The 24,792-nt window shown below is 63.1% G+C and carries 22 protein-coding genes and 1 tRNA gene; 14 read left to right on the forward strand and 9 right to left on the reverse strand.

The features are described from left to right. Window positions 1-119: 119 nt before the first annotated feature. A tRNA-Met gene (locus tag AC0L26_RS22310) sits at window positions 120-196 on the forward strand. Window positions 197-346: 150 nt separating this feature from the next. Here AC0L26_RS22310 and ftsZ read toward each other — a convergent pair. The 3 genes from ftsZ to AC0L26_RS22325 form a co-directional block, all read right to left on the reverse strand. Then, window positions 347-1,354 carry a cell division protein FtsZ gene (ftsZ, locus tag AC0L26_RS22315; RefSeq protein WP_352939532.1) on the reverse strand — a complete coding sequence of 336 codons (1,008 nt, stop codon included), beginning with the start codon at window positions 1,352-1,354 and terminating at the stop codon, window positions 347-349. Between the two features lie 244 nt (window positions 1,355-1,598). Further along, on the reverse strand, window positions 1,599-2,384 hold the full coding sequence (locus AC0L26_RS22320) for an SDR family NAD(P)-dependent oxidoreductase (protein WP_473634532.1): 786 nt from the start codon (window positions 2,382-2,384) through the stop codon (window positions 1,599-1,601). A gap of 12 nt (window positions 2,385-2,396) precedes the next feature. Continuing rightward, entirely contained in the window at window positions 2,397-3,131 is a 735-nt protein-coding gene (locus AC0L26_RS22325; RefSeq protein ID WP_473634533.1) for a FadR/GntR family transcriptional regulator, read from the reverse strand. A gap of 190 nt (window positions 3,132-3,321) precedes the next feature. Between AC0L26_RS22325 and uxuA the strand changes: the two genes are divergently transcribed. From uxuA to AC0L26_RS22385, 12 genes are all read left to right on the forward strand, one after another. After that, the gene (gene uxuA, locus AC0L26_RS22330; protein ID WP_473634534.1) at window positions 3,322-4,506 is read left to right on the forward strand and encodes a mannonate dehydratase; all 1,185 of its coding nucleotides are present in this window, start codon (window positions 3,322-3,324) and stop codon (window positions 4,504-4,506) included. 117 nt (window positions 4,507-4,623) lie between these two features. Beyond that, entirely contained in the window at window positions 4,624-5,772 is a 1,149-nt protein-coding gene (locus AC0L26_RS22335; RefSeq protein ID WP_473634535.1) for an extracellular solute-binding protein, read from the forward strand. Then, a complete protein-coding gene (locus tag AC0L26_RS22340) occupies window positions 5,773-6,624 on the forward strand; it encodes an IclR family transcriptional regulator (RefSeq protein WP_473634536.1) in 852 nt (283 codons plus the stop codon). Between the two features lie 24 nt (window positions 6,625-6,648). After that, entirely contained in the window at window positions 6,649-7,680 is a 1,032-nt protein-coding gene (locus AC0L26_RS22345) for a sugar ABC transporter substrate-binding protein (RefSeq protein WP_473634537.1), read from the forward strand. Between the two features lie 94 nt (window positions 7,681-7,774). Further along, window positions 7,775-8,758: an ABC transporter permease gene (locus tag AC0L26_RS22350; RefSeq protein WP_473634538.1), complete on the forward strand. Its 984-nt coding sequence runs from the start codon at window positions 7,775-7,777 to the stop codon at window positions 8,756-8,758. Continuing rightward, window positions 8,748-10,280, forward strand: coding sequence for a sugar ABC transporter ATP-binding protein (locus AC0L26_RS22355; protein WP_473634539.1), 1,533 nt, complete (start codon window positions 8,748-8,750; stop codon window positions 10,278-10,280). Before AC0L26_RS22350 ends, AC0L26_RS22355 begins: the two co-directional genes overlap by 11 nt. Before the next feature lie 63 nt (window positions 10,281-10,343). Further along, on the forward strand, window positions 10,344-11,339 hold the full coding sequence (locus tag AC0L26_RS22360) for an ABC transporter permease (RefSeq protein WP_473634540.1): 996 nt from the start codon (window positions 10,344-10,346) through the stop codon (window positions 11,337-11,339). A gap of 1 nt (window position 11,340) precedes the next feature. Next, entirely contained in the window at window positions 11,341-12,126 is a 786-nt protein-coding gene (locus AC0L26_RS22365) for an SDR family NAD(P)-dependent oxidoreductase (RefSeq protein ID WP_473634541.1), read from the forward strand. A gap of 21 nt (window positions 12,127-12,147) precedes the next feature. After that, a complete protein-coding gene (locus AC0L26_RS22370) occupies window positions 12,148-13,353 on the forward strand; it encodes a CaiB/BaiF CoA transferase family protein (protein WP_473634542.1) in 1,206 nt (401 codons plus the stop codon). A gap of 26 nt (window positions 13,354-13,379) precedes the next feature. Next, window positions 13,380-14,141, forward strand: a complete 762-nt coding sequence (locus AC0L26_RS22375; protein ID WP_473634543.1) for an enoyl-CoA hydratase/isomerase family protein — start codon at window positions 13,380-13,382, stop codon at window positions 14,139-14,141. Continuing rightward, the gene (locus AC0L26_RS22380) at window positions 14,138-15,904 is read left to right on the forward strand and encodes a CoA-transferase (protein WP_473634544.1); all 1,767 of its coding nucleotides are present in this window, start codon (window positions 14,138-14,140) and stop codon (window positions 15,902-15,904) included. The genes AC0L26_RS22375 and AC0L26_RS22380 overlap by 4 nt, the downstream gene beginning before the upstream one ends. Before the next feature lies 1 nt (window position 15,905). Continuing rightward, window positions 15,906-16,742, forward strand: a complete 837-nt coding sequence (locus AC0L26_RS22385) for an SMP-30/gluconolactonase/LRE family protein (protein WP_473634545.1) — start codon at window positions 15,906-15,908, stop codon at window positions 16,740-16,742. Between the two features lie 90 nt (window positions 16,743-16,832). On the opposite strand, the gene AC0L26_RS22390 is transcribed toward AC0L26_RS22385, so the two are convergent. From AC0L26_RS22390 to AC0L26_RS22415, 6 genes are all read right to left on the reverse strand, one after another. After that, window positions 16,833-17,726, reverse strand: coding sequence for a sugar phosphate isomerase/epimerase family protein (locus AC0L26_RS22390; protein WP_473634546.1), 894 nt, complete (start codon window positions 17,724-17,726; stop codon window positions 16,833-16,835). A gap of 105 nt (window positions 17,727-17,831) precedes the next feature. Next, entirely contained in the window at window positions 17,832-18,770 is a 939-nt protein-coding gene (locus AC0L26_RS22395; protein WP_473634547.1) for an ABC transporter substrate-binding protein, read from the reverse strand. A gap of 78 nt (window positions 18,771-18,848) precedes the next feature. Beyond that, window positions 18,849-19,847: an ABC transporter permease subunit gene (locus AC0L26_RS22400; RefSeq protein WP_473634695.1), complete on the reverse strand. Its 999-nt coding sequence runs from the start codon at window positions 19,845-19,847 to the stop codon at window positions 18,849-18,851. Between the two features lie 20 nt (window positions 19,848-19,867). Continuing rightward, window positions 19,868-21,412, reverse strand: coding sequence for a sugar ABC transporter ATP-binding protein (locus tag AC0L26_RS22405; RefSeq protein WP_473634548.1), 1,545 nt, complete (start codon window positions 21,410-21,412; stop codon window positions 19,868-19,870). After that, entirely contained in the window at window positions 21,409-22,788 is a 1,380-nt protein-coding gene (locus AC0L26_RS22410; RefSeq protein WP_473634549.1) for an FGGY-family carbohydrate kinase, read from the reverse strand. Before AC0L26_RS22410 ends, AC0L26_RS22405 begins: the two co-directional genes overlap by 4 nt. Next, complete coding sequence (locus AC0L26_RS22415) at window positions 22,785-23,567, reverse strand: DeoR/GlpR family DNA-binding transcription regulator (RefSeq protein WP_473634550.1); 783 nt, start codon at window positions 23,565-23,567, stop codon at window positions 22,785-22,787. The genes AC0L26_RS22410 and AC0L26_RS22415 overlap by 4 nt, the downstream gene beginning before the upstream one ends. Before the next feature lie 180 nt (window positions 23,568-23,747). Here AC0L26_RS22415 and AC0L26_RS22420 point away from each other — a divergent pair, with 180 nt between their 5' ends. Next, window positions 23,748-24,791, forward strand: coding sequence for a class II aldolase/adducin family protein (locus AC0L26_RS22420; RefSeq protein WP_473634551.1), 1,044 nt, complete (start codon window positions 23,748-23,750; stop codon window positions 24,789-24,791). Window position 24,792 lies beyond the last annotated feature (1 nt).

Genomic DNA, 24,792 nt, shown 5'->3' on the forward strand with positions numbered 1-24,792 from the left:
ATCCAAATCTTCTCTCTACAAACAGGCCCGCCAATCGGGAGAACGGGCCGCGTAAGCGGCCCTTTCAATTGGCGGAAGGCATCAAGAAGGACATTTTGCCTCCGGCAAAAGTCCGGTGACGCGGGGTGGAGCAGCCCGGTAGCTCGTCAGGCTCATAACCTGAAGGTCACAGGTTCAAATCCTGTCCCCGCAACCAAACACAAAAACGGCCCGCTTCAAGCGGGCCGTTTTGCGTTTGAAACCGGGCGGTGGGAGCGGACAGAGAAGTCAAAATCCTGTCCCGGCAACCAGCTTCGACAAACCCAGCATCCACAAGACGGTTGCTGGGGTTTTGCTTTGGTGCCGATCAATTCACACGGTTTTCTGACACCGCCGTCAGCGGTATCTCAAGCCCTCGCCGCAATCCCGTCGCAACCACCGACACCCTGAATTTTCCGGCGAGTGCCTTGTCGAAAATGGCGCCGACGATGATATCGGCGTCGGCGTCGACCTCCTCGCGTATGCGGGTGGCGGCTTCATCGACCTCGAACAGCGTCATGTCGGTGCCGCCCGATATCGAGACAAGGACGCCCTTGGCGCCCATCATGGACGCTTCGTCGAGAAGCGGGTTTGCGATCGCCGCTTCGGCCGCCTTCCTGGCGCGGTCCTCCCCGGTGGCTTCGCCGGTTCCCATCATCGCGCGGCCCATATCGCGCATCACCGACTTCACATCGGCAAAGTCGAGATTGATCAGCCCTTCCTTGACGATGAGGTCGGTGATGCAGCCAACGCCGGCGTAGAGGACGCGATCCGCCATGGCGAACGCGTCCGCGAACGTCGTCTTGGCATCGGCGATCCTGAAGAGGTTCTGGTTCGGGATGACGATGACCGTATCGGCGCTTTCGCGAAGCCGCTCGATGCCCTCATCGGCCGCACGCATTCGACGGGTCCCTTCGAACACGAACGGCTTGGTGACGACGGCCACCGTCAGTATTCCCGCATTGCGCGCGGCCTGCGCTATGACCGGCGCCGCACCGGTTCCAGTCCCGCCTCCCATCCCTGCGGTCACGAAACACATATGCGTTCCCGCAAGATGGTCCATGATTTCATCAATCGATTCCACAGCTGCGGCATGGCCAACCTCGGGCAGCGATCCTGCACCCAGGCCTTCGGTAACGTGAGCTCCTAGTTGGATCAGCCGCGTTGCCTTCGACATGGTGAGCGCCTGGGCATCGGTATTGGCAACGATAAATTCAGTGCCCTGCAAGCCTTCGGCGATCATGTTGTTGATGGCATTGCCGCCACCGCCGCCTACACCGACGACGGATATTTTGGGCCTCATTTCCGAGATTTCCGGCCTCGTTGCGGTGTTCATTTGCCGTCTCTCCCGTTGAATGCGCAAGCGCAGCGGTCGGTGGAAGGCTTGTTCCCGGCGCACTGCAGACTTTGGACAGTGAGCGAATCAGGACAGCCCAGCGTGCCTAAGGGAATCAGACGGTTGACTCGGCTGCAAGTGCACTATGCAAACTCGCGCATGTTACGCGCTACTGGTTCGCCTTTGGGGCTTCGAAAATCGTCAGACGTCAGCGTCTCAAGGCAGGCCGATGGCGATTCCTGTTCTACTTCACGCCGATGCCGGCAGTCAGGCCGCCATCGATCCGGTAGTCCGCACCAGTGCAGAATCCGGCTTTCGACGAACATAGAAAGGCGATGAGTTCCGCCACTTCCTCCGGCTCGCCGATGCGTCCGATGGGGTGGGCTTCGCCGAAGCGCTTATAGCCCGCCTCGACATCGGCGTCGGTGCCATTCTCGCCGCGCGCCGCCTTTTCCAGAATAGGGGAGCGGATCGAGCCCGGGCTGACGGAATTGACGCGAATGCCGGAGCGCGCGTAGTCGAGCGCCAGAGAGCGCGTCAGCGTGTGGATGGCGCCCTTGGTCGTGGCATAGGCGGCGACGTTCTGCTGACAGGCAAAGCCCTGCACCGAAGCCACGTTGACGATGGCACCGCCGCCTCTCTTCATCATCTCGGGAATGCCGAAATGCGCGGTCAGATAGATCGAGCCGACATTGACGGACATCGCCTTGTTCCAGGTGTCGAAGTCGGTGCTGACAACGGTTCCGTACGGATGGACCGCTGCGGAATTGACGATGATATCGAGGCCGCCGAACCGCTCGACGCCGGCGGTGACCGCGTCGCGAACCTGATCCGGCACGGACACGTCGACGGCCATGACCAGCGCCCCGGCGCCGGATCTGTCCAGTTCCGCCGTCATCGCCGCGTTGGCCGCACGGTCGATGCCGCAGGCGATGATCGCAGCACCCCCTACCGCAAGACGTCGGGCGGTTGCCAGGCCGATCCCGGTCGTCCCCGTCACCAGAGCGATCTTGCCGTCGAAATCCTTCATTGTGGAAATTCCTTATTGGCCGTCGGAAACCTGCTCTTCCGGCAGGAATCGCAGGGCGAAATCGAGATGGCGGCTCATCAAATAGGCATAGGCCACCCTGTCGCGCGAGCGCAGCGCCGCGACGATCTCGCCATGGGCGCGTCTTGTGTCGGCCAGCATCGGGCGCATTTCCTTTCCTATCCTCATGATCCGCAGGATCACGGGAGAAAGGAAGGAATACATGTCCGCCAGCATGCGATTATCCGACAACCCGATCAGCGCCATGTGGAAATCGAAATCGTTCGCGGCCGCCTCCTCGATCGAGCGGCTCGCAACGATCTGGCCGTTGATCTCGTCAAGTGCTTCGATCTGTTCGTTCGAGGCATGCAGGACGATATGGTCGCCGATGCCGACCTCGATGATGCGCCTGAACCCCTGTATGTCGGCGAAGGATGAGCGTGAGATATCCATATGCGCCGCGAAAAAATTCTGGATAGCCATGCTCTGCCCGTTGGCCAGGACGGCGCCGACGCGAGGTTTTGGTTCGATAAGCCCGTAGGTGCGGATTGTGCGCAATGCCTCGCGTACGGTATTGCGGCTGGCGCCGGTAAGCTCGCTGAGCTCACGCTCGGTCGGCAGCACGTCGCCGACATTCAGCTGCCGCACGCGGATGAGATCAAGAATCCGCCCGGCCGTCGTGTCGACCGCGGACCCGCCGTTGCTGCGCCGCGCCGCGGCGTTCTCGCGCGCGGCTTGAGAATTTTCCAAGGTCGAGCCTTCCTTAATTGTTGGACCAACATAACGCAGCCGTTAGGGAAAACAATCGGCTTTGGCCCGACCTTCGGGCGCTTTCGATCAAACTTGGGGACGGCTATCTCGGAAATAAGCTCAAACTTGAGTTTGACACTTGTTGTGGTCCAACAATAAGTTGCCGTGCTCTCACAAAAGGAAAAATGCAATGGAACAGTGCTGGCGCTGGTATGGACCGGACGATCCGGTGACGCTCGAACATGTCAAGCAGGCCGGAGCCACGGGCGTCGTATCCGCCCTGCATAATATCTATGACGGCCGCGCTTGGCCACTCGAGAGCATTCTGGAGCGCAAGCGGACCATCGAGGCGGCAGGGCTGAGCTGGTCGGTCGTCGAGAGCATTCCCGTTCACAACTCGATCAAGATCGGCTCGGCTGAAAGGCTCCGCTATGTCGGCTTGTACAAGGACACGATCCGTGCGCTCGCCAAGGCCGGCATTGCGACGATCTGCTACAATTTCATGCCCGTGGTCGACTGGACCCGCACGGATCTTGCCTATCGGCTTCCAACAACGGGTTATGCGCTGCGTTTCGATGCGATCGATTTCGCGGCCTACGACCTATTTGTGCTGAAGCGCAGGAATGCCGAGGCCGGTTACAGTGCCACCCGTATCGCCGAGGCGGAATCGCGACTGAAGGAACTGAGCGACGAGCAGATCGACAGGATCGAGCGCAATCTCATTGCCGGCCTGCCGGCGACCGAGCGGAGCTATAATCGCGAGAGTTTTCGCGAGGCATTGGCGGAATATGATGCGATCGGGCCGAAGGAGTTGCGCGACAATCTTGCCTGGTTCTTGCGCGAGATCGTTCCGGTCGCCGAAGAAGTCGGTGCGCGCATGTGCATCCATCCCGACGATCCGCCCTTCTCGCTCTATGGCTTGCCGCGGATCGTCTCGACCGCCGAGGACGCGCGTTTCATCCTCGACGCCGTCGACAGCCCGGCCAACGGCCTGACATTCTGCACCGGCTCCTACGGCACGCGCGCAGACAACGACATCGTCGGCATGATCAAGGAATTTGCCGACCGGATCCATTTCGTCCATCTGCGCAATGTAACCATCGAGGATGACGGCTCGTTCTATGAAGCCGAGCATCTGGAGGGCGGCACCGACATGGCGCATGTCATCCTCGCTTTGATGCAGGAAGAAACACGCCGCCGAAAGGAAGGCCGCGCCGACTGGCGGATTCCGATGCGTCCCGATCACGGCCATCTGCTCGCCGACGATATCGGCAAGACCAGGATCAACCCCGGCTACTCGTTGATCGGCCGCCTGAAAGGCCTTGCCGAGTTGCGCGGCATCATGCGCGCCGTGGAGCGTTTTGGACTTGCTTGACGTCGTCGGAAAGGAACGGGCACAGTTTGCATATATAAAAACGACTTGTTCAGGTGAAAATACCTGCTACTAATCGACGGACCGGGCGCACGCTCGGTTCAGGGAGGAATTTCAGGGATGACAAGACTGCGCGGTCTTGCGTGGGATCATCGACGCTGCTGGGGTCCGCTAGACGCCAGCGCCGAGACGTATTGCGCAACCAATCCCGGCCTGGAGATCGAATGGGACCGCCGCAGCCTCTACGAGTTCGGCGAGGGCGCGCTCGGTCCAGTGCTCGGCACCTACGATCTGGTCGTGTTCGATCATCCGTTTATCGGCGACATCGCCGACGGCGAGCTGATGGTGCCGTTCGACGGCTATCTGCCGGCGGAGCAGCGCCGCTTTTCCGAGCACGACTCGGTCGGCGCGTCTTGGCGGTCCTATGCAAGGAGCGGCCGCCAGTGGGCGCTGCCGATCGATGCCGCCTGCCAGGTCGCATCCTATCGCCCGGATCTGCTGGAGCGCTACGCTGCGGTGCCCACCACTCATGAAGAGGTGCTGGAGCTTGGCCGGCGCGCGCGCAAGGACGGCAAGTGGCTTGGCCTGCCGTTCGTGCCGACGGACGCCATGTGCCTGCTCTTGACGCTCGGCCATCCGCAGGAAAACGGCGAGGAGTTCATTGCAAGGGACAAGGTCGAGCAGGCTGTCGGGCAGCTGCGCCAGCTTGCCGAGCTGTCGCATCCGAATTCGTCGAAATGGAACCCGATCCGCTGCTATGACCACATGATCGCGCATGACGATGTCGTCTATGTGCCGTTCGCCTTCGGCTATGTGAACTATGCCTCGAAGGCCGACAGGCCGTATCTGCGTTTCGCCGATGTGCCGACCCCGCGATCCGCCGGCGCCTTGCTCGGTGGCGCCGGCATCGGGGTCAGCGCCCAATCGAAACACAGGCAGGCCGCCATCGACTACGCGCTTTTCCTATGCTCGCCCGGTTACCAGCGTGGCGACTACGTGAAGTCAGGCGGACAGCCGGGGTCGCTGGCGGCGTGGAAGGACGCCGAAGTCAACGATCTTTCCGGCAATTTCTTCAGCTCGACGCTTGCGACGATCGAGGCGTCATACCTGCGCCCGACGCATCCGGGCTTCATCACCTTTTTCCGCGAATGCGCGCCATATGCGGCCGCTGCCATCGCCGGCGACATGCCCGCGACCGAACTCGCGGACCGGCTGAACCGCCTTTACCGCGAAACCAGGCAAGGCCAACCGGAACGGAGCGTCGCATAAATGGCCGCCGACATAGCCCAGATCGTCGATGAAGGCGAAAGCGGCCGCAACGGCTATCGTGTGCCGGCAGTGGAAAAGGCGCTCGACGTCTTGGAGTTCATGGCTTCCAGCGCCGAGCCGCTGACCCAGACCGAGATCGCCGCCGGCCTGGGACGCTCCATTCACGAAATCTACCGCATCCTGCTTCTGCTGGAGAAGCGCGGCTACATCTTCAGGACGCAATCCGACCGCTTCCGTCTTTCGCTAAAACTGTTCGAGTTGGCGCATATGCATCCGCCGGTAAACCGGTTGGTCGAATGCGCGCTGCCGGTAATGCGCGAGCTCTCAGCCAACACCGATCAAAGCTGCCATCTGGTCGTCCGCGAAGGCGAGAGCGCGCTGGTGGTGCTGCAGATCGATTCGCCTTTGCCGATGCGCTACTCGGTCGCGCTCGGCTCGCATTTCCCGATCCTCGAAACGAGTTCCGGCGCGGTGCTGCTCGCACATTCGAACCAGGCAGAGCGCGACCGCATCGTCGAGCGGATCGTGGCCGCCGGCGAAGGACAGGGCACGCGGGCCGAAATCGAAGCGCGGCTGAACGAGGTCGCCAGGCTCGGCTACGAGATGCGCGCCTCGCTGGCCGTTGCGGCCTGCACCAACATCTCGATGCCGGTGCGCGATCACACCGGTGCGGTCATTGCCGCGCTCACCGTCCCTTTCCTGCCGCAGAAGGCCGCACGGTTCGATCGCGAAACCGTCTTCGAACGGGCAAAAGCGGCCGCCGAGACAATATCGGCGGCGCTAGGCGCGGGTGAAATCATCGCTTCGTCACGTACCGACCCGGAACGGCGGGACTATCCGTTCAGCAACTAACAAGATGATATCTGGGAGAAGAAGATGAACTGGTCCAAATCAATCCTGTTTGCCTCGGCGGCCGCTCTGGCCCTGAGCGCCGCAGCCGCGCAGGCCGAAAATATGCCGAAGCGCATCGGCTACGTCACCAACTACGCCACCCATGAGTGGTATCAGAATGTCATCAAGGGCATGCAGGCCCGGGCCAAGGAACTCGGCATCGAGCTCGAGGTGCAGGACGCCAATCTCGATATCGCCAAGCAGGTTTCTGCCGCGGAAGACTTCATGGCCAAGGGCGTCGACGTGCTGATTGTCACGCCTGTCAACGAAGAGGGCGTCGTGCCGCTGCTGCGCCAGGCGAAATCCAACGACGTCCCCGTCGTCCTGGAGGGCAACCCGGTCAAGGGCATGACGACCATGGTCGCGATCTGTGACTATGATACCGGCTACACGGCCGGCGTCGAAGCCGGCAAATACGCCAAGGAAAAGCTTAGCGGCAAGGCTCAGGTGATGAATGTCGGCCTGCCGCTCCTGTCCGCCACCGTCCTGCGTTCGCAAGGCTTCATGGACGGCCTGAAGACCATCATCCCCGACGCTGTCATGGTTCACGATCTCGACGGCGGCGGCAATCCCGACCGCGCGCTCGAAGTGTCTTCGGCGGCATTGGCCAAGAACGCCGACATCAACATCATCTACGGTATCAACGATTCCTCGTCGCTGGGCGGCCTGCAGGCCTGGAAAGCGGCCGGCAAGTCGCAGGATAATTTGTTGACGGTCGGTACCGGCGGCGAAGGCCTTGCCTTCATCAATGCAATACAGAACGAACCGTCCTACCGCATCGAAGCCGCGATGTTCCCGGAAAAGGAAGGCTACACCGCTATCGATGCCGCGGTGAAGCTGTTCAACGGCGAAGAGGTGCCCGAGCACATCGTCAGCCCGACCGCGCCGATGAACGGCGACGACTGGAAGAAGTTCTACGATTACGACGGCACTATCCGGACGATCAAATGGGACGCCGTCAACGCGCTCCAGCCGCCGGAAAAGTGCATGAAAACCTCCGCCGACCTGAAGAAATAGGGATTCCGGATCGCCCTTCCCGCTCGGCGGGAAGGGCGGCCGATCGGATGTCGACGGCAAAACAGGTCAACCGCCCGCCGGAAATGAAATGGAAATGAGCGAGCTTACGCAATCTCCCGCGCCAAGGCGTTTCATCGGCGGCCAGCTGCTGGGCAGCAGCCAGCTCGTGCTGGGGATCATCCTGGCCGTGCTCTGCATCGCCATCTCGATCGCGGCGCCACAGTTCTATTCAGAGGCCAATGTCATCGCCATCCTGCGCCAATGCGCGCTAGTGCTGATCGTCGCCTCGGGCATGACCATGCTGATCATCACCGCTGAGGTCGATCTGTCGGTCGGAGCGTCTCTCGCTTTTACCGGCTGTATCGGCATGGCCGTGCTCAACTCGACGCACAGCCTCGCGCTCGGCATGCTGGCGGCGCTCGCCTTTGCCGGCGGGGTCGGCCTGTTCAACGGTCTGGTCGTCACCAGGCTGAAGGTGAACTCGCTGATCGCCACCATCGGCACGATGATGATGCTGCAGGGCGGCGTCTACCTGTTCACCCGCGAGGCCGTGCAGAACCACCACCGGCTGATCAGCTTCACCGATCTGGGTGCCGGCTATATCGGCGCCATCCCGCTGCCCGTTGTCATCGCGGTGGTCATCTTCGCCATCGCAGCCGTGACGCTGCGCTTCACCACGCTTGGCCGTTACCTCTATGCGGTCGGTGCCAATGAGCGAGCGGTTCGTCTTTCGGGTGTGCGTTCGGAACGCCTGAAACTGTTCGCCTTCGTTGTCACCGGCCTATGCGTCGGGGTCGCCGGCATGATCCTGGCGTCGCTGATGAATGCGGGCCAGCCGACCGCCGGACGCGGCTTCGAGCTGACGGTGATCGCCGCCGTCATCCTCGGCGGCACCAGCCTGCTCGGCGGGCGCGGCTCGCTGTTCGGCACGCTGCTTGGCGTGCTGGTGCTAAAAGTGATCGACAACGGCATCATCATCTTGGGCTGGAACCAGGACCTGCAGATGGTGGTGCCCGGCATCGTCATCATTCTGGCAACCTATCTCGACATCATCCGGAACAGAGCCAATGTCGGTTGATTTTCTTCACCCCGGCGAAGGCGCGGCCGTCGACACAGGCGTGCCGGCGCTCGAGATGCGCGGCATCGACAAGCGCTTTCCGGGCGTGGTGGCGCTGGACAATGTCGATCTCACCCTAGAGCCGGGCAAGATCCACGCCTTGATGGGCGAGAACGGCGCCGGCAAGTCGACGCTGATCAAGATCATGGCCGGGGTCTACGGCAAGGATGCCGGCACCATCCGCATGCACGGTCGCGAGCTCGACATCAAGTCGCCGCGCGACAGCCTGAAAGAAGGCATCAAGGTCGTGTTCCAGGAGATCGCGCTGATCTCCGAATTCACCGTCGCCGAGAACATCTTCCTCGAGGGCTATCCGACCGGCAAAGGCGGATCGATCGACTGGAGGAAGATCCGCGCGGATTCGGCCGCGCTGTTCAATCGCATCGGCTTCGACGTCGATCCGGCGGCGCGAACGGGATCGCTGCCGGTCAGCCAGCAGCAGATGGTCGAGATCGCTCGCGCGCTCGCCCACGAAGCCCGCGTCGTGGTCATGGACGAGCCGACATCCTCGCTGACGCCAAACGAGATTTCGCTGCTGTTCACCGTCATCCGCCGGCTGGCCGCGCTCGGCATCGCGGTGCTCTATGTCAGCCATAAGCTCGATGAGGTTTTCGAGATCGCCGACACGGTCAGTGTTCTGCGCGACGGCCGGCATGTCTCGACCCGACCGATCGGCGATCACACCAATGATACGCTGATCCAGGACATGATCGGCCGTCGCATCGAAAGCCTGTTTCCGCGCAAGCGCGGCGCGCCGGGCAGCAAGGTCGCCTTATCCGTGCAAGGGCTCAGCACGGCGAAGAAGCTGAAGGACGTATCGTTCGAAGCGCATGCCGGCGAAGTCCTCGGCTTCTTCGGCTTGATGGGGGCCGGCCGAACCGAACTTGCCAAGGCGGTTGTCGGCTTCGATCCGATCACCTCCGGCACGATTTCCGTCGACGGTCACCGCCTGATGCCGCACGACACGCATACGGGTGTCCGGCTCGGCATCGGCCTGCTTACCGAAGACCGCAAGAGCGAAGGGCTGATGGGCGAATTGCCGGTTTACCAGAATGCCAGCCTCGCCTCGCTCGGCGCCTTCGCCCGTATGGGCTTTATCGACAAGGCCGGGGAACGCAAGGCGGTGCAGGACTATGTCGACCGCTTCCGCATCAAGACGCCCAGCCTGTTCCAGGAGATCAAGAACCTGTCCGGCGGCAATCAGCAGAAGGTGCTGATCTCGCGCTGGCTGATGCGGGGCCTCAAGGTGATCGTCGTCGACGAGCCGACCCGCGGCATCGATGTCGGCGCCAAGTCGGAGATCTTCGCGCTCATCGACCGGCTCGCCGGCGAGGGCCTTGCGGTCGTCATGATGACATCGGAAATGCCCGAGCTGCTGGGCCTTTCCGACCGTATCGCGGTGATGTGCGAAGGCCGGCTCACCGCGATCATGTCGCGCGACGACGCCACGCAGGAGAAAATCCTCAATGCAGCGATCGGATAAGATGATGACGCTTTGCGGCAGCACTCCCTGTCATTCGGCCGACGCCTTCGAAGGGAGCAAGCGATGAGCCTGGCAAGCACAGGGACGATGAGAGCCGGGCCGTCCATGCTGGCGCGGCTCTTCGCGCGGCAGGAATTGGCGCTGCTCCTCTGCCTTATCCTGGTGATCGCGTTCTTTTCCTTTACCGCCGAGAATTTCTTCTCCGTGCGCAACATGACCAACGTGCTTGGGCAGGCTTCACTCGCGCTGACCGCCGGCATCGGCTGCGCTATCGTCTTCATGTCCGGCGAGGTCGACATTTCGATCGGATCGCTGCTGGCGACCATAGCGCTGCCGCTGATCATCATCATGAACGACACCAACTCGCTGCTGCTCGGCGTGAGTGGCGCCCTGCTGTTCGGGCTGATCATCGGCATGGTGAATGGCTATCTCACCGCCTATGCCGGGATCAACTCGCTAATCGTGACGCTCGGCACGATGTTCATCATGCGCGGCGGCGTCTATCTCTATACCGGCCAGCGGGCGATCCCCGACGATGCCGCTCTGGACAGTTTCATTGCGCTGTCGGATGGCCGCCTGTTCAATGTCGTTCCCTATTCGGCGGTGATTGCGCTCGTCCTGCTTGCCGCCTTCGCCTACATGATGCGGCACCGGCCGTTCGGACGGCAGATCTATGCCGTCGGCGGCAATCCGGAAGTGGCGCGGCTTGCCGGCTATGACGTGCGCCGCGTCAAGTTCATCTGCTTCATCATCAGCGCGCTGCTGGCAACGGTTGCCGGCATTATTCTCGCGGCTCGCGTCGGCTCGGCGCAGCATACGGCCGGACTGAATTTCGAGTTCCAGGTCGTTGCCGCCACAGTGCTCGGCGGGGTCAGCCTTGCCGGCGGCATCGGCAGCCTGACCGGCATGGCGCTCGGGGTGCTGATCCTGCAGTTCCTGTCCAACGGACTGCGCGGGCTCGGCCTGCCGACCGAGTGGCAGCTCGTCATCACCGGCATGATCATCATAGCCGCGGTCGCCCTTGACGAGGCGAAGCGGCGGCGTGCGAATGGAGGCTGACATGGCTCGCTTGCAGGGAAAGACCGCCGTTGTCACCGGTGCCGCCGACGGCATCGGCCATGCGATTTCGGAGGCGATGGCGAGAGAGGGGGCGCATGTCTTCCTGAGCGATATCGCCGACGAACAGGGCGAAAGCTTCGCTGCGGATTTGCGCACCGCCGGCCACCGTGCCGACTACCTGCATTGCGACGTGTCGAAGGAGGCCGACATCGCCAACCTCATCGACACGGCCGTCAAGAAGGCCGGACGTCTCGACGTGCTGGTCAACAACGCCGCCATCGCCATCGGCGGCATGCCGGTGCACGAGATGACCGACGAGCAATGGCATCGGCTGATCGCGGTCAACCTGACCAGCGTCTTTCGCGGCTGCAAATACGCTCTGCCGCATATGATCGCGCAGAAATCGGGCTCGATCATCAACATGGCCTCGGCGCAGGGGCATATCGGGCTCGACGGCTGGACCGCCTATGCCGGCGCCAAGGGCGCGGTGATGGCGATGACACGCCAGATGGCGGTCGAGTTCGGCCCGCTCAACATCCGCGTCAACTCGATCTCGCCGGGCACCATCAACACGCCGATGAACGACAAGCTGATCAAGGAGATCGGCGGCAATCTCGCCAAGGCCTGGGTCAAAATGCATCCGCTCGGCCGCATCGGCAAGCCCTCCGAAGTGGCCGAAGCCGCTGTCTATCTGGCTTCGGATGCCGCCGGCTTCACCACCGGAACCGACCTGCGCGTCGATGGCGGGCTCACCGCCGCGCCGCGCTACGTTCCCGATCTGCTTTGACAACACGAAACGAGACATGAAATGAACAAGGCCCTCGAAGGCGTCCGCATCCTCGATTTCAGCCATCTGCTGCAGGGGCCATTCGCCACGCAGCTGCTCGGCGATATGGGCGCCGATGTCATCAAGATCGAGCGTGCCGGCGCCGGCGACATGTTCCGCAGCATGACCTTCTTTGCCAAATGGGTCGGCGGCTCCGAGAGCCCGAACTTCCTCGCCTGGAACCGCAACAAGCGCTCGATCGCGCTCAATCTGAAGAGCCGCAAGGTGCACGCCATCGTCATGGACATGGCCAAGACGGCCGACGTCGTCGTGCAGAATTTTCGTCCCGGCGTACTGGCCAAGCTTGGTTATGGCTACGAGGACTTCAAGGCAGTCAATCCCGGCATCATCTATTGTTCGGGCTCCGGCTATGGCGAGGAAGGCCCTTATGTCGAGCGCCCGGGCCAGGACATGCTGATCCAGGGGCTGTCCGGGCTGATCTCCAACACCGGCCGCGGCGACCAGGCTCCTGTTCCGGCCGGCGCCGGCCTCGCCGACCAGATCGGCGCGATGAACATGGTCTACGGCATATTGTCGGCGCTCTACTATCGCGAGAAAACCGGCAAGGGCCAGAAGATCGAGGTCAATCTGCTGGCCGGCCTGCTGGCGCATCTCAACCAGGAATATGTCGCCGTGCTCAATCTCGGTGAGGATTTCGTGCGCCCGAATTCCGGTATCGGCCATCCCGGAATGCAGGCGCCGTTCGGCATCTATGAAACCAAGGACGGCGGCTATGTGTCGATAGCCATGAGCCCGTTCAAGACGCTTTACGAGGTGCTGGAGGCGCCGCAGCTTGCCGTCTACGACGATCTGAAGACGCTGTTCGACAAGCGCGACGAGGTGTTCGAGAAGGTCAATGCCGAGACCAGGAAGTTTGCGACGCAAGACCTGCTGGCGCGGCTGCTTGCAGTCGATATCTGGTGCGCCGAGGTGAAGGATATCCGCCGCGCTGCCGAGGACCCGCAGGTCAAGCACATGGGCATGATCACCAGCTACGATCATCCGCGCGGCGGCAAGGTGAGGGTGGTCGCGCCGGCCGTCAAGATGAGCGAGACGCCCGCAAGCATCGAACGGCCCGCCCCGCTGGTCGGCCAGCATGGCCGCGAGATTCTGGCCGAGTTCGGCCTCTCCAAAGACGAGATTGCAGCACTTGAGGCGTCCGGCGACATGACCGTGGACGCGGCCTGACGATGAGCGTTTACCGGACACTCACCTTGGACATATCCGGGCGCGTCGCGGTCGTCACCTTTCGGCGCGCCGACCAGCTCAATGCCATGAACCGGCTGATGCAAGGCGAGATCACCGATGTTTTCGAGGCGCTGTCCGGGGATGACGGCGTCGGTGCAATTGTGGTGACCGGCGAGGGGCGCGGCTTCATGGCCGGCGCCGACATCAAGGAATATGCCGGCCAGACGGCTGCCGAATTCGACGCCTTCCAGGCTGCAGGCACCCGCATGTATGCGGCGATCGAGAACAACCGCAAGCCGGTGATCGCTGCGGTGAACGGCTTTGCGCTGGGTGGCGGCATGGAACTGGTGCTGTGCTGCGACATCGTCATCGCCAACCAGTTCGCGAAACTCGGCCTGCCGGAGATCAAGCTCGGGCTGACCCCCGGCGGCGGCGGCACGCAACGCGGCGTCCAAAAACTCGGCCACAACCGTGCCAATCTCCTGCTGATGACCGGCGCCATCGTGCCGGCTTCCGAATTCATCGGCGCCGGACTGGTCAACGAGGTCGTCGACGTGGAAAGGCTGATGCCGCGGGCGCTGGAACTCGCCGAGATGATCGCCGCCGAACCGGCTGCCGCCATCGAAGGACTGAAAGCGCTGACGGCGCATGCCGTATCGGGTGACCTTGCCCAAGGCCTTGCCATGGAACGCGATATTCTGGGCGGGCTTTATCGCAGCGAGATCGGCCAGCAGCGAGTGAAGGCGTTCGCCGAGAAAAGCGCCGCGCGGGCGAAGGCTGCGCAATGACCTCCTTGGTCAAGCCGAACCGGCCGCGCTTCACCGATGTCGAAGGGCTGGCCGCTTTGGTTGGAAGTGGCGACGTCTTCGGCGTCGGCGGCCATCATTTCGCCCGGCTGCCGATCGCTTTGCTGCGTACACTAGCAGGGTCCGGCATAAAGGATTTGCGCTACGTCTGCTGGGCCGGTGGGCTGCCGCTCGAACTGCTTCTCGAAGCGGATGCGGTAGCGGAAATCGACCTCTGCTTTTCCAGCCTGGACATTTTCGGCCTTCCGCCGCGTTTCCGCGCGGTTGCCGAGACAAATGCCGTTCCCGTCCGCGATTGGACGGCGCTGGCGATGATTCAGGCCTTGCGGGCGGCGCAGCAGAACCTGCCGTCGATGCCGTTCCAGCTCCCGTTGGGCTCGGACATGCTGGCGCGTGTGCCCGGCGCGATCTCCGCGCCCGATCCCGTTGCCGGGACCGAGACCGGGTTCATCCCGCCGCTGCGGCTCGATACGTTCGTCGTCCACGCCCAGCGCGCCGACGAGAGCGGCAATGTCCAGATCATTGGGCCGCGGGCGCTGGATTTCGCCATGGCCGGCGCGGCGCGCCAGGTGCTGGTCACGGTCGAGGAAATTGTCCCGGTCGGGGCGTTGCGCCATGAGGGCCGCCAAAGCATTCTCACCCGCAATCAGGTGTCGGCCATAGCGCTGGCGCCGGGCGGCGCCTATCCGGCCTCCTGCCTGCCATTCTATGTGACGGATTATCAAAAATTGTCGGAGGCGTTCGCGACCAAGGAAACGCCCTTGGCGGACAGCTTGCGCCTGCCGTCCGAGGGCATGCCCGAGCTGCTGCAAGAAGCCGCGAAAGTTCGCGTTGAAACGGCCCTCGCCATGCCGGCGATCGCGCATGGCGAAAAGAAAGCGTCCGTCGACGAGATCATCGCCGCCCGTATCGCCGCTGAGCTCGACAACGACAGCTTTGCCAGTGCCGGTGCGGTGTCGCCGCTGGCCAACGTCGCCTACCGGCTGGCCAAGGCGACGCACGCGCCTGACATGATTATCGCCACGATGAGCTGTGGGCACCTCGACATCGCGCCGAGCCCGATGATCCTGTCGCTGATCGAAAACTTGGATTGCGAGACGGCGGTGGCGCATGCCGGTGGCGACGACACCTACTCGACCTATTACCAGGCTGGTGCGGTGACCCATGAGATCGTCGGCGCCGCACAGGTCGATCGACGCGGCCGCGTCAACACCATCGCACTACGCAAGCGCGACGGCGGCCTTATCCGGCTGCCCGGGCAGGGCGGCATGGCCGATGTCGCCAACATGCATCGCGACTATCTGCTCTACGTTCCCCGCCATTCCGTGCAGTCGCTGGTCGCGACGGTCGAGATCGCCAGTTCGGCGCGCGGCTTGCTCACCCAGAATGAACGCGAGCCGATGGGCTATCGGACCGGCGAGGCGCTGGTGTTCACCGATCTTTGTGTGTTCCGGCTCGACCGCTCGAGCCGGGAGTTGGTTGTCATCGAAACCATGCCTGAGATCACACAGCAGCAGATCCGCGATGCCACCGGCTTTGCAGTGACTTTCGATGCCGACTGTCGGGAAATTCCGCTCCCCTCGAGCGACACGCTTGATGTCCTGCGAAACGGAATCGATCCCCTCGGTCTGCGCCGCCTGGAATTCGTCAGCGCCAAGGAGCGTGGCGCACTGATCGCCGAGATCCTCGCCGCCGACCGCATCATGGTCGAGCGTTGCATTGCCGCACAGATAGCAGGAGGCTGAGGTGGCAAAGCCGTTGCTTGAAATGGCCGCCGCCCGGGTTTTCTTCGACGGTATCTTCACCAGTCCGCGCGTGGCCCATCCGGAGGGGGTGGCCATCCACCGCGACGGTTCGATCTGGTGCGGCACCGAAACCGGCGATCTCTTGCGGCTTTCCGCCGATGGTGGCTCGGTCGAACGCATGGGTGGCACGGAAGGTTTTCTGCTCGGCATCGCTTTCGACAGCGCAGGAAACTGTTTTGCCTGCGATCTGAAGTATTCGGCGATCTTTCGCTGGAGTGCCGGGACGGCTCTTATGGAGCGCTTCGCCTCGGCCGGCATCCGCGTGCCGAACTATCCGGTCATCGACGAGACACGAGACTGGCTCTACGTGTCGGACAGCGTTGGCGAAGACAACCGCTCCGGCATCTTCCGCTACGATTTAAAGACCGGTGAAGGCGGCCTGTGGTGCCGCGAGGCCATAGCCTTTGCCAACGGCATGGCGATGGCACCGGACGGCAGCGGGCTTTATGTGGTGGAAAGCAATGCCGCGTGCATCAGCTATGTGCCGATCCTGCCGGACGGCGCGGCTGGGGCTAGGCATGTCGTCGTCGAAGGCGTGGCCAATGTCCCGGACGGATTGGCTTTTGCGCCGGACGGCTCATTATTCATTTCATGCTACGAGCCAAGCCGGATCTATCGCTGGCGCCAGGACAGAGGTCTCGAAGTGCTGATCGAGGACCCGGCCGCGACCACACTGGCGCATCCCACCAACATCGCCTTCAAGGGCGACAAACTCTACACGGCCAATTTGGGTCGCTGGCATATTACCGAGATCGACTTGGCCACAGTTCCAAACTAAATCTTGTTTGAGCATCGGATTTTCCCAAAACCGGTACCCACTTTTGGGTCCGATGCTCGAGCCACACCTGATGGATGATGCCGGGTGGCGCTAAGGTCGATGGCTCGAGGCAACAAGCTCGGCCTTGCGCCGCGCCGTTTCCAGCCCGATGGCGATGAAGCGGCGGGCATGCCGGGCCAGCTCCATATTGTCAGTCCATAGATTGCGCCAGATGGCGGTTTTCTTCGACAGGTTCTCGTCGACGATCTCCGACGAGAAGGATTCGAAGCTGAGGTCGTCGCTATAGCCGACCGCGGTCAGCGCATTGAAGATCGCGGCAAAGTCGATGTTGCCGGTGCCGAGGAAGCCGCGATGGCTCTCGCCGATATGGACATAGCCGATCTTTTTCGCAGCGTGGCGGATGGCCAGCCCGACATCGGCCTCCTCGATGTTCATGTGGAACGTGTCGAGATGCAGGAAGATGTTATCTGAGCCGGTGTCCTCGATGAAGGCTAACCCTTGCGCGGCGGTGTTGAGCAGATTGCTTTCGAAGCGGTTGACGATCTCGAGGTTGAGCGTGACGCCGGCTGCCTTGGCGGTCTCCGCGACCTTGGCCAGCGTTCCGGCGCTGCGATTCCATTGGTCGCGCGTCGGCGCCTCAGTTTGCAATCCGTGGCCGGTCGAGAGGATGCCGGCGACCTTCTGGCCGCCGAGGTCCCGGGTCAGCGAAATGGTGTCATTGAGGATTTCGACGCCGCGCGCGGCAATTGTCTTGTCGGGGCTCGAAATGTCGCCGTCGGTCGGCAGTCCGATGCTGATCGCCACGCCGAGATCGAGGTCGGCGATGCGCTTGGCCAGCCCGCCAATGTCGACATTGGCAGGGTCGAGATAGGAGAATTCGATCAGGTCGAAGCCGGCCTCTTTGGTGTTGGCCAGCGTCCGTTCGAGGTCGCCTTGCGCCGAGCTTGCCGACCAGACGAAAGAATGGATTCCAATGCGCGACATGATCGTCTCCACCTGTAGCAGTGAGAGCATCGGACGCGACCGGTTCCGATGCTCAAACGAAAATAGGTGCGGCCGGTCATCCCGGCCGCACCGGCCTTGGGAGGCTTAGCGGGCTGCGGTCCAGCCCTTGTAGTCCTTCAGGTTCTCGGCGGTGATCAGCTTTGGGTCGAGCAGCACCGTCGCCTCGGCCGGCTTTTTGCCGGCGAGAACTTCAGCCGCCATCTGCAGCGACTGGCCTGCCATCACATAGGGGTCCTGCGAGGCCGAAGCCTTGATCATCGACGTGCCGGAAGAGAGTTCCTTCTCGATATCGGGCGCGCCGTCGACCGCGGTGAAGATGAACTCCGAGCGGTTGAGCTGCTTGGCCGCAAGCTGGGCGCCGATTGCCGTCGGATCGTTGATGGCGAACACTGCGTCGATCTTGTCGAAACGGGTCAGCAGTGACTGGAACACCTTCAGGCCGCCGTCGCGCGAGCCCTCGGCATTCTGGTCGTCGGAGAGGATCTTGATATCCGGGTGCTTCGCAAGCACGTCCTTGCAACCCTTCACCCGCTCCAGGATCGACGACGATGCCGGGCCGTTCAGGATGACATAGTCGCCCTTGCCGCCGGTATGATCGATCAGATACTGGCAGGCCGCTTCGCCGGCTTTGACGTTGTTGGTCATCACGGTGACGTCGGCGCCCGGCGCCGAAACGTCGAACGCGGCGACCACGATGCCCGCGGCCTGTGCCTTCTTGACCGCCGGTGCGATCGCCTTGGCATCGACGGCGTTGAGCATGATCACGTCGACGCCGGCAGCGATGAACGAGTCGACCTGCGAGACCTGCTTGTTGAGGTCGTAGTCGGCCGACACCGACGTCACCTCGACATTCGGGTTGATCTTCTTGGCCGCGTCTTCGATGCCCTTGATGGTGGCGACGAAGAACGGGTTGCCGAGCAGGCCGACCGAGATGCCGACCTTGTTCAGGTCCTTGGCCGAAGCCGGTGCTATGGCGACGGCCGCAAGGGCGACGCCGCAGAGCAGTTTACCGATGGTCTTCATTCTTTTCCTCCTGATGCCCCGCGCCTCTCACGGTGCGTTACATGAAACCGGGTCGTTGACGCCGGCGACTAAGGTCAATCACGTTCTTGCTCCTGCCTGGAGCCTGTAGCGGTCGAGGGCGACCGCCACGATGATGACCAATCCCTTGATGATGTACTGCCAGATGTCCGAAACACCGGCCAATATGAGCCCGTTGGAGAGCACCGCGATGATCAGGCCGCCGATCAGCGTGCCCCAGATCGAGCCGACGCCGCCGACGAAGCTGGTGCCGCCGAGAATGACCGCGGCGATGGCGTCGAGTTCGTAGGACTGCCCAAGCTGCAGCCCATTGGCCGCGTAGAGCCGGGCCGCCGACATGGCGCCCCCAAGGCCGGCCAGAAGGCCGGAAACGCCATAGACGAAGAGCAGCACCAGCGGCACCTTGATGCCAGTGAGACGGGCGGCCTCGGCATTGCCGCCGACCGCATAGATCCAGGTGCCGAGCACGGTGCGTTTGAGCACCAGCCACGACAGCACCACGACCGACAGAGCGATGATGACCAGCCAGGGGATGCCGAACAGCGAACCGTTGCCGATGAAGTCGAACGGCAGGTCCGAGTTGAACACAGTGGTATCCTGGCCGAGCAGGCGGGCGACGCCGCGCACGGCTGTCAGCGAACCCAGCGTGACGATAAAGGGCGGCAGCTTGATATAGGCGACGAGCAGCCCGTTGATGACGCCGAAGCCGAGGCCGACCAGAATGGCCGCCGGCACGCCGAGCATGCCCCACTCCGGCACCAGCGACACCATCACCGCCACCATCGCCGAGGCGGCAAGGATGGAGCCGACGGATAGGTCGATGCCGCCGGTCAGGATGACGAAGGTCATGCCGGCCGCAAGCACGATGTTGATCGACGACTGCTGGGTGACGATCAAAAGGTTGGTCTCGGTGAGGAAGCGCGGGTTCATGAGCTGGAAGCCGGCCGCCAAAAGGATCAGCACCGGCAGCATGCCCAGCGCGGCGAAGGCGGTGCGCAGCCGCCGGTTCTTGCCGACAGCCTGGTCGCCCGCGCTTATCTCGGTTGCCTTGTCGGTCATCCCCTGGCCGCTCTTGTCGGTCATCCCTTGGCCGCTCCCGTTGCAAGTTCCATGATTGCTTCCTGACTGAGCGGCTGGCCTTCGGATGCCGTCACCTCGCCTGATATGGTGCCGTCGCGCATCACCAGCACGCGGTCGGCGACGCCGATCACCTCCGGCAGTTCGCTGGAGATCATCAGGATGGCGATGCCCTTCTTGGCGAGATCGTCGATCAGACGATAGATTTCCGACTTCGCTCCGACGTCGACGCCGCGGGTCGGCTCGTCGAGGATGAGAACCCGAGGCTCGGTCTCAAGCAGGCGGGCGAGCAGCACCTTCTGCTGGTTGCCGCCGGACAGCGAGCCGGCATTGGCCTGCACCGACCTGGTGCGGATGGACAGGTCGGAAACGGCCTTGGCGGCGCGCCTTTCGGCGGTCGCGAAGTCGCGCAAGCCTCCAACCTGCGCGTCCCTTGCGAGCACGCCCATGCTGATATTGTCGGAGATCGACATGTCGAGGAACAGGCCGAGTTCCTTACGGTCCTCGGTGAGGTAGGCGATGCCGGCATCCAGCGCCTCGCGCGGCGAGCCGATAGCTATCGGCTTGCCGTCGAGTTCCAGCGTGCCCGATGTGTGCCTGTCGGCGCCGAAGATCAACCGTGCGAGCTCGGTGCGGCCCGAGCCGACCAGGCCCGCCAGCGCCAGCACTTCGCCCTTGTGCAGGTCGAAGGAACAGTCCTTCAAAAGATGGCCGTCCGACATGCCCTTTACCGATAGCGCGATTGCGCGCTTTGCGTCCGGCGGGCGGTGATCCTTCTTGTAGAAGGCGGACAGGTCACGGCCGACCATCATCGAGACGAGGCGCGAGGCATTCAGATCGGCGCGTTCGAGGGTGCCGACATAGCCGCTGTCGCGCAGCACGCTGACGCGGTCGGCAAGCTGGTAGACCTCTTCCATGCGGTGACTGATGTAGATGATGGCGATGCCTTGCGACTTCAGCGTCGCAATAACTTCGAACAGCCTGTCGGTCTCGCGCGAGGTCAGCGATGTGGTCGGCTCGTCCATGACGATGATGCGCGCGCTGGTCGACAGCGCGCGGGCGATTTCGACCATCTGGCGTTCGCCAAGCGACAGGCTGGAGACGGAGGCGCGCGCCGAGAAGGAGACACCGAGCCGCGCGATGATTTCCTTGGCGCGCCGGTTGCACTGGTCGCGGTCAACGATGCCGAACCGTCTCGGCTCGTTGCCGAGGAAGATGTTCTGCGCCACCGTCAGGTTGGGCGCCAGCGACAGCTCCTGATAGATGACGGCAATGCCGTTGGCGCGTGCCTTGATCGGATCGCCGGTCGCAACCGGTGTGCCGTCGATCAGGATATCGCCACCTGGATCCGGCCGATAGGCGCCGGACAGCACCTTCATCAGCGTCGACTTGCCGGCGCCGTTTTCGCCCATCAGCGCGTGCAGTTCACCGGCGTGAACGGTCAGCGACACATCCTGCAAGGCGCGGATCGGGCCGAACGTCTTCGAAATGTGCCGCATCTCCAGCACCGGCTGGCGCGCCGTTTCGATTTGGGCAGCGGCGGTCATCGTGTACCTCGCGCTGCAGTTTCAACGATGCCTCGATCGGCGGAGAGGCCGCGCCAGTTGTCGCGGTATCCAGCAAGACCAGCGAAGCCGGAGGCGCACACCGGCTCCGGCGCCTCGGCGGCAAATTCGCGTCCGACGCTCTCGAAGGCGAGAGCCGCCGCTCCGGTGGCGCTGCCTTCCAGCGTGGCGCCCTGCATGAAGGCCTGGCCGGGACGCAGCTGCGCCAGCAGGGCGGCGAGCAGGCCGCCACTGTTCAGCCCGCCATCGACGATGACGGTATTGTTCGAATGGATCAGGTCGAGACACAGATCGACCATCAGCGCGACATAGAGCAACGCCACGGCCGCGCGCTCCTCCGCGGTGGGTGCGCGTCCGACCAGTTCGCCGGGATGGCCAGGCATCGGCCCGCCTGGCGCGAAGCTGGGGAGCGCCATGATGCCGGCGTCGATTACCTGCTGTAGCGTGGAGCGGGCGATCGTGCCTTGCCAGCCGGCGCTGATGACAGCGAATTCACGGCCACCCATGAAGCGGATGGTCGGCACCGGGCCACCATCGACATCGACATTGACCAGCATATCGCGGTCGCGATCGAGCGCGTCGAGCGGACAGTCCGGATTGAGCACGATGACCCAGGTGCCGGTCGAGACGACGGTGACCGGGCCAAGCTCCTGCCGACGATAGGCATGGAGCGCCGCATTCGAGTCGTGAACGCCGTTATGGATGGCGATCGACCGGGCTGCCTCGCCGAAGCGCTGCTCGCCGATGACCTCGCCGGCACGCTCGAAGGCGGGCATCTGGCTACGCCAGCCCTCGGCGTCGACCAGCGAGGAGAAATCGCGTTTGCGCGGCGCCCACAGATGCGAATGGCAGCCGAGATAGGACATCTCCGAGACCGCCCGGCCGCCAAAGCGCCAGCTCCAGTATTGCGGATAGCCGAGGATCGATTTCGCGGCAGCGAATGCCCCGGGTTGCACCGCCTTCAGCCAAAGCATGTGGCGACCATAGTTGAAGCCGAGCGGCAGATGCGGCGAGAAGGTCTCGGCAAAATCGGGAATGCGGCGATCGATCTGCGCGGCAATCTCGGCCGGCGGCTCCTGCTCGTAGTCGAGGATGGGATGCGTCAGCGCCGCATCGTCGACCAAGGCAAAGGTGCAGCCATGGCCCGAAACCATCAATCCTTCCACACCATGATTGTCGACCGCTTCGCCGACGGCGCGAGCCGCCCAATCGTGAAGCGCCGCCTCGTCGAGCACGCTGAAGCCGCCTTTGCGTATCCAGTTCGGCTGGGTCCGGCGCTCGTCGAGGATCTGCCCGTCCTGACCGAAGACGAACAGCTTCGAATTGGTCTTGCCGAAGTCGAGGACGGCCACCTTCACTGGAGGGCTCCCGAGGCAGAGGCGATCCGCACGGTGACGCCGGCGTCTTCCAGCATGCGTGCGTCGGCATCGGAGAGGGCATCGTCGGTTACCAGCGTACCGATGCGGGACAAGGGCAGGGCGACGTTGCGCGCGTGGATCGACAGTTTGCGGCTGTCGGCCAGCACCACGATCTGGTCGGCGCACAGGCTGAGTTCGACAATTGAGCGGACCAGCAGCGGGTGCGATTCCAGCAGGCCCTCCTGGCCGATGCCTTGCGCACCAAGAAAGAACTTCGAGGCATAGAACGGCACGGCCTGGGTGAGCGAATGGATGATGCCAGGCTCACGGTGCAGTTCACCGCCGGCAATGGTCAGGCTGCAATGGCCATGGTCGCTCAAATAGGCGACGAGCGGCATCGAGTTGGTATAGAGCCGTATGTTGCGGTCGGCGAGCTTGACGCCGAGATGGAAACAGGTCGAACCGCCATGCACGATGACGGCGTCGCCGTCGCGCACCATGGTCGCGGCGAGAGCGGCGATCTGCCGCTTGGCTTCGACTGCGAGATCGCGGTTCTCGTCATAGGGCCTGGCATAGGCGACACCAGCTTGCGAGGCGCCATCGAGCGCCGAGATGCCGCCATAGACTTTCCGCGCTTCGCCGGCCTCATCGATCTTGTCGATGTCGCGCCGCACCGTCGCAGCCGACACGCCGAGCCGCTCCTGCAGCTCGCGCACCGAGGCGAAGGGGCGATCCCGCAACAACTCGACGATCTGACGCTGGCGGCCGGAGTCGCTCAACGGATACCTCCCGAAAATGCCATTTTGTCACGGCAATTGGTGCAACTTACTCAACACGCATCGGATTGCAAGCTCGATTTGACGAGGTAAGATCACTATTGACGTAACTTACTCGCATCTGCGATACCAGCGTCAACATCCAAAGCCGTGGCCACGCGGCCGGTTTGTGGAGGACTTTCGATGGCAAACTATGCGGATGCGCAGGAATTGGCTGCTTTGCGGTCGCTTTCGGCCGATATCGGGCGCGACCCGCATTTGACCCAGGCCGCCGGCGGCAACACTTCGCTGAAGGCCGGCGACACGCTCTGGATCAAGGCTTCCGGCACCTGGTTGAAGAATGCGCTCGCCGAGGACATCATGGTGCCCGTGGCGATCCCGCCGCTGCTTAAGGCTGTCGAACAGCGCGACCCGGCCGCCGATCAGCCACAAGGTTTCGCCATCGAGGCGCTCAATGCACGCAAGCTGCGTCCCTCGATCGAGACCACGGTTCACGCGCTGATGCCGCAGCGCGTCGTTCTGCATGTCCACTGCGTCGATACCATTTCGCTTGCCGTGCAGGCCGACTGCGAGGCTCAAATCGCCAAGCGCCTCGATGGGCTCGAATGGGCGTATGTTCCCTATCGCCGACCGGGCCTGCCGCTTGCCCAGGGCATTGCCGAGCGCCTTCGGCCAGGCGTCGATGTGCTGATCCTTGGCAATCACGGGCTGGTCGCCGCTGCCGAGACCGTAGCTGGCGCCGAGGCGCTGCTGCGTCGGGTCACAGGACTTCTGGCGCGGCCACCGCGCGAGGTGGCGGAGCCCAACGTAGCGGCATTGACGGCGCTTATCGGACGCACCGGTTACAGGTTGCCGGCGGATGTGGAAGCACATGCCGCGGCGATCGATCCGGAAAGCTGCCGCATGGCGTCGGGAGGCAGCCTCTATCCCGATCACGTCATCTTTCTCGGCAAGGGTTCGGTGGTGGCGAGGCCTGGCGAGGACGTTCTGCGCGTCACCGAGCGGTGCGGTACGGCACCGGTCGCAATCCTGTTTCCCGGGGCTGGCGTGCTGATGCGCGGCGACGCCAGTGCCGGCGCCGACGCCATGCAACGCTGCCTTGCCGACGTGACGGCGCGGGTCGACGTCGCGGCGACGCTGAACTATCTGACAGCCGCCGAGAACGACGAGCTGATCAACTGGGACGCCGAGCAGTATCGCCAGAAACTCAATGCAGCTGGCGGCTGAC

Source organism: Mesorhizobium sp. WSM4823, assembly GCF_055811195.1.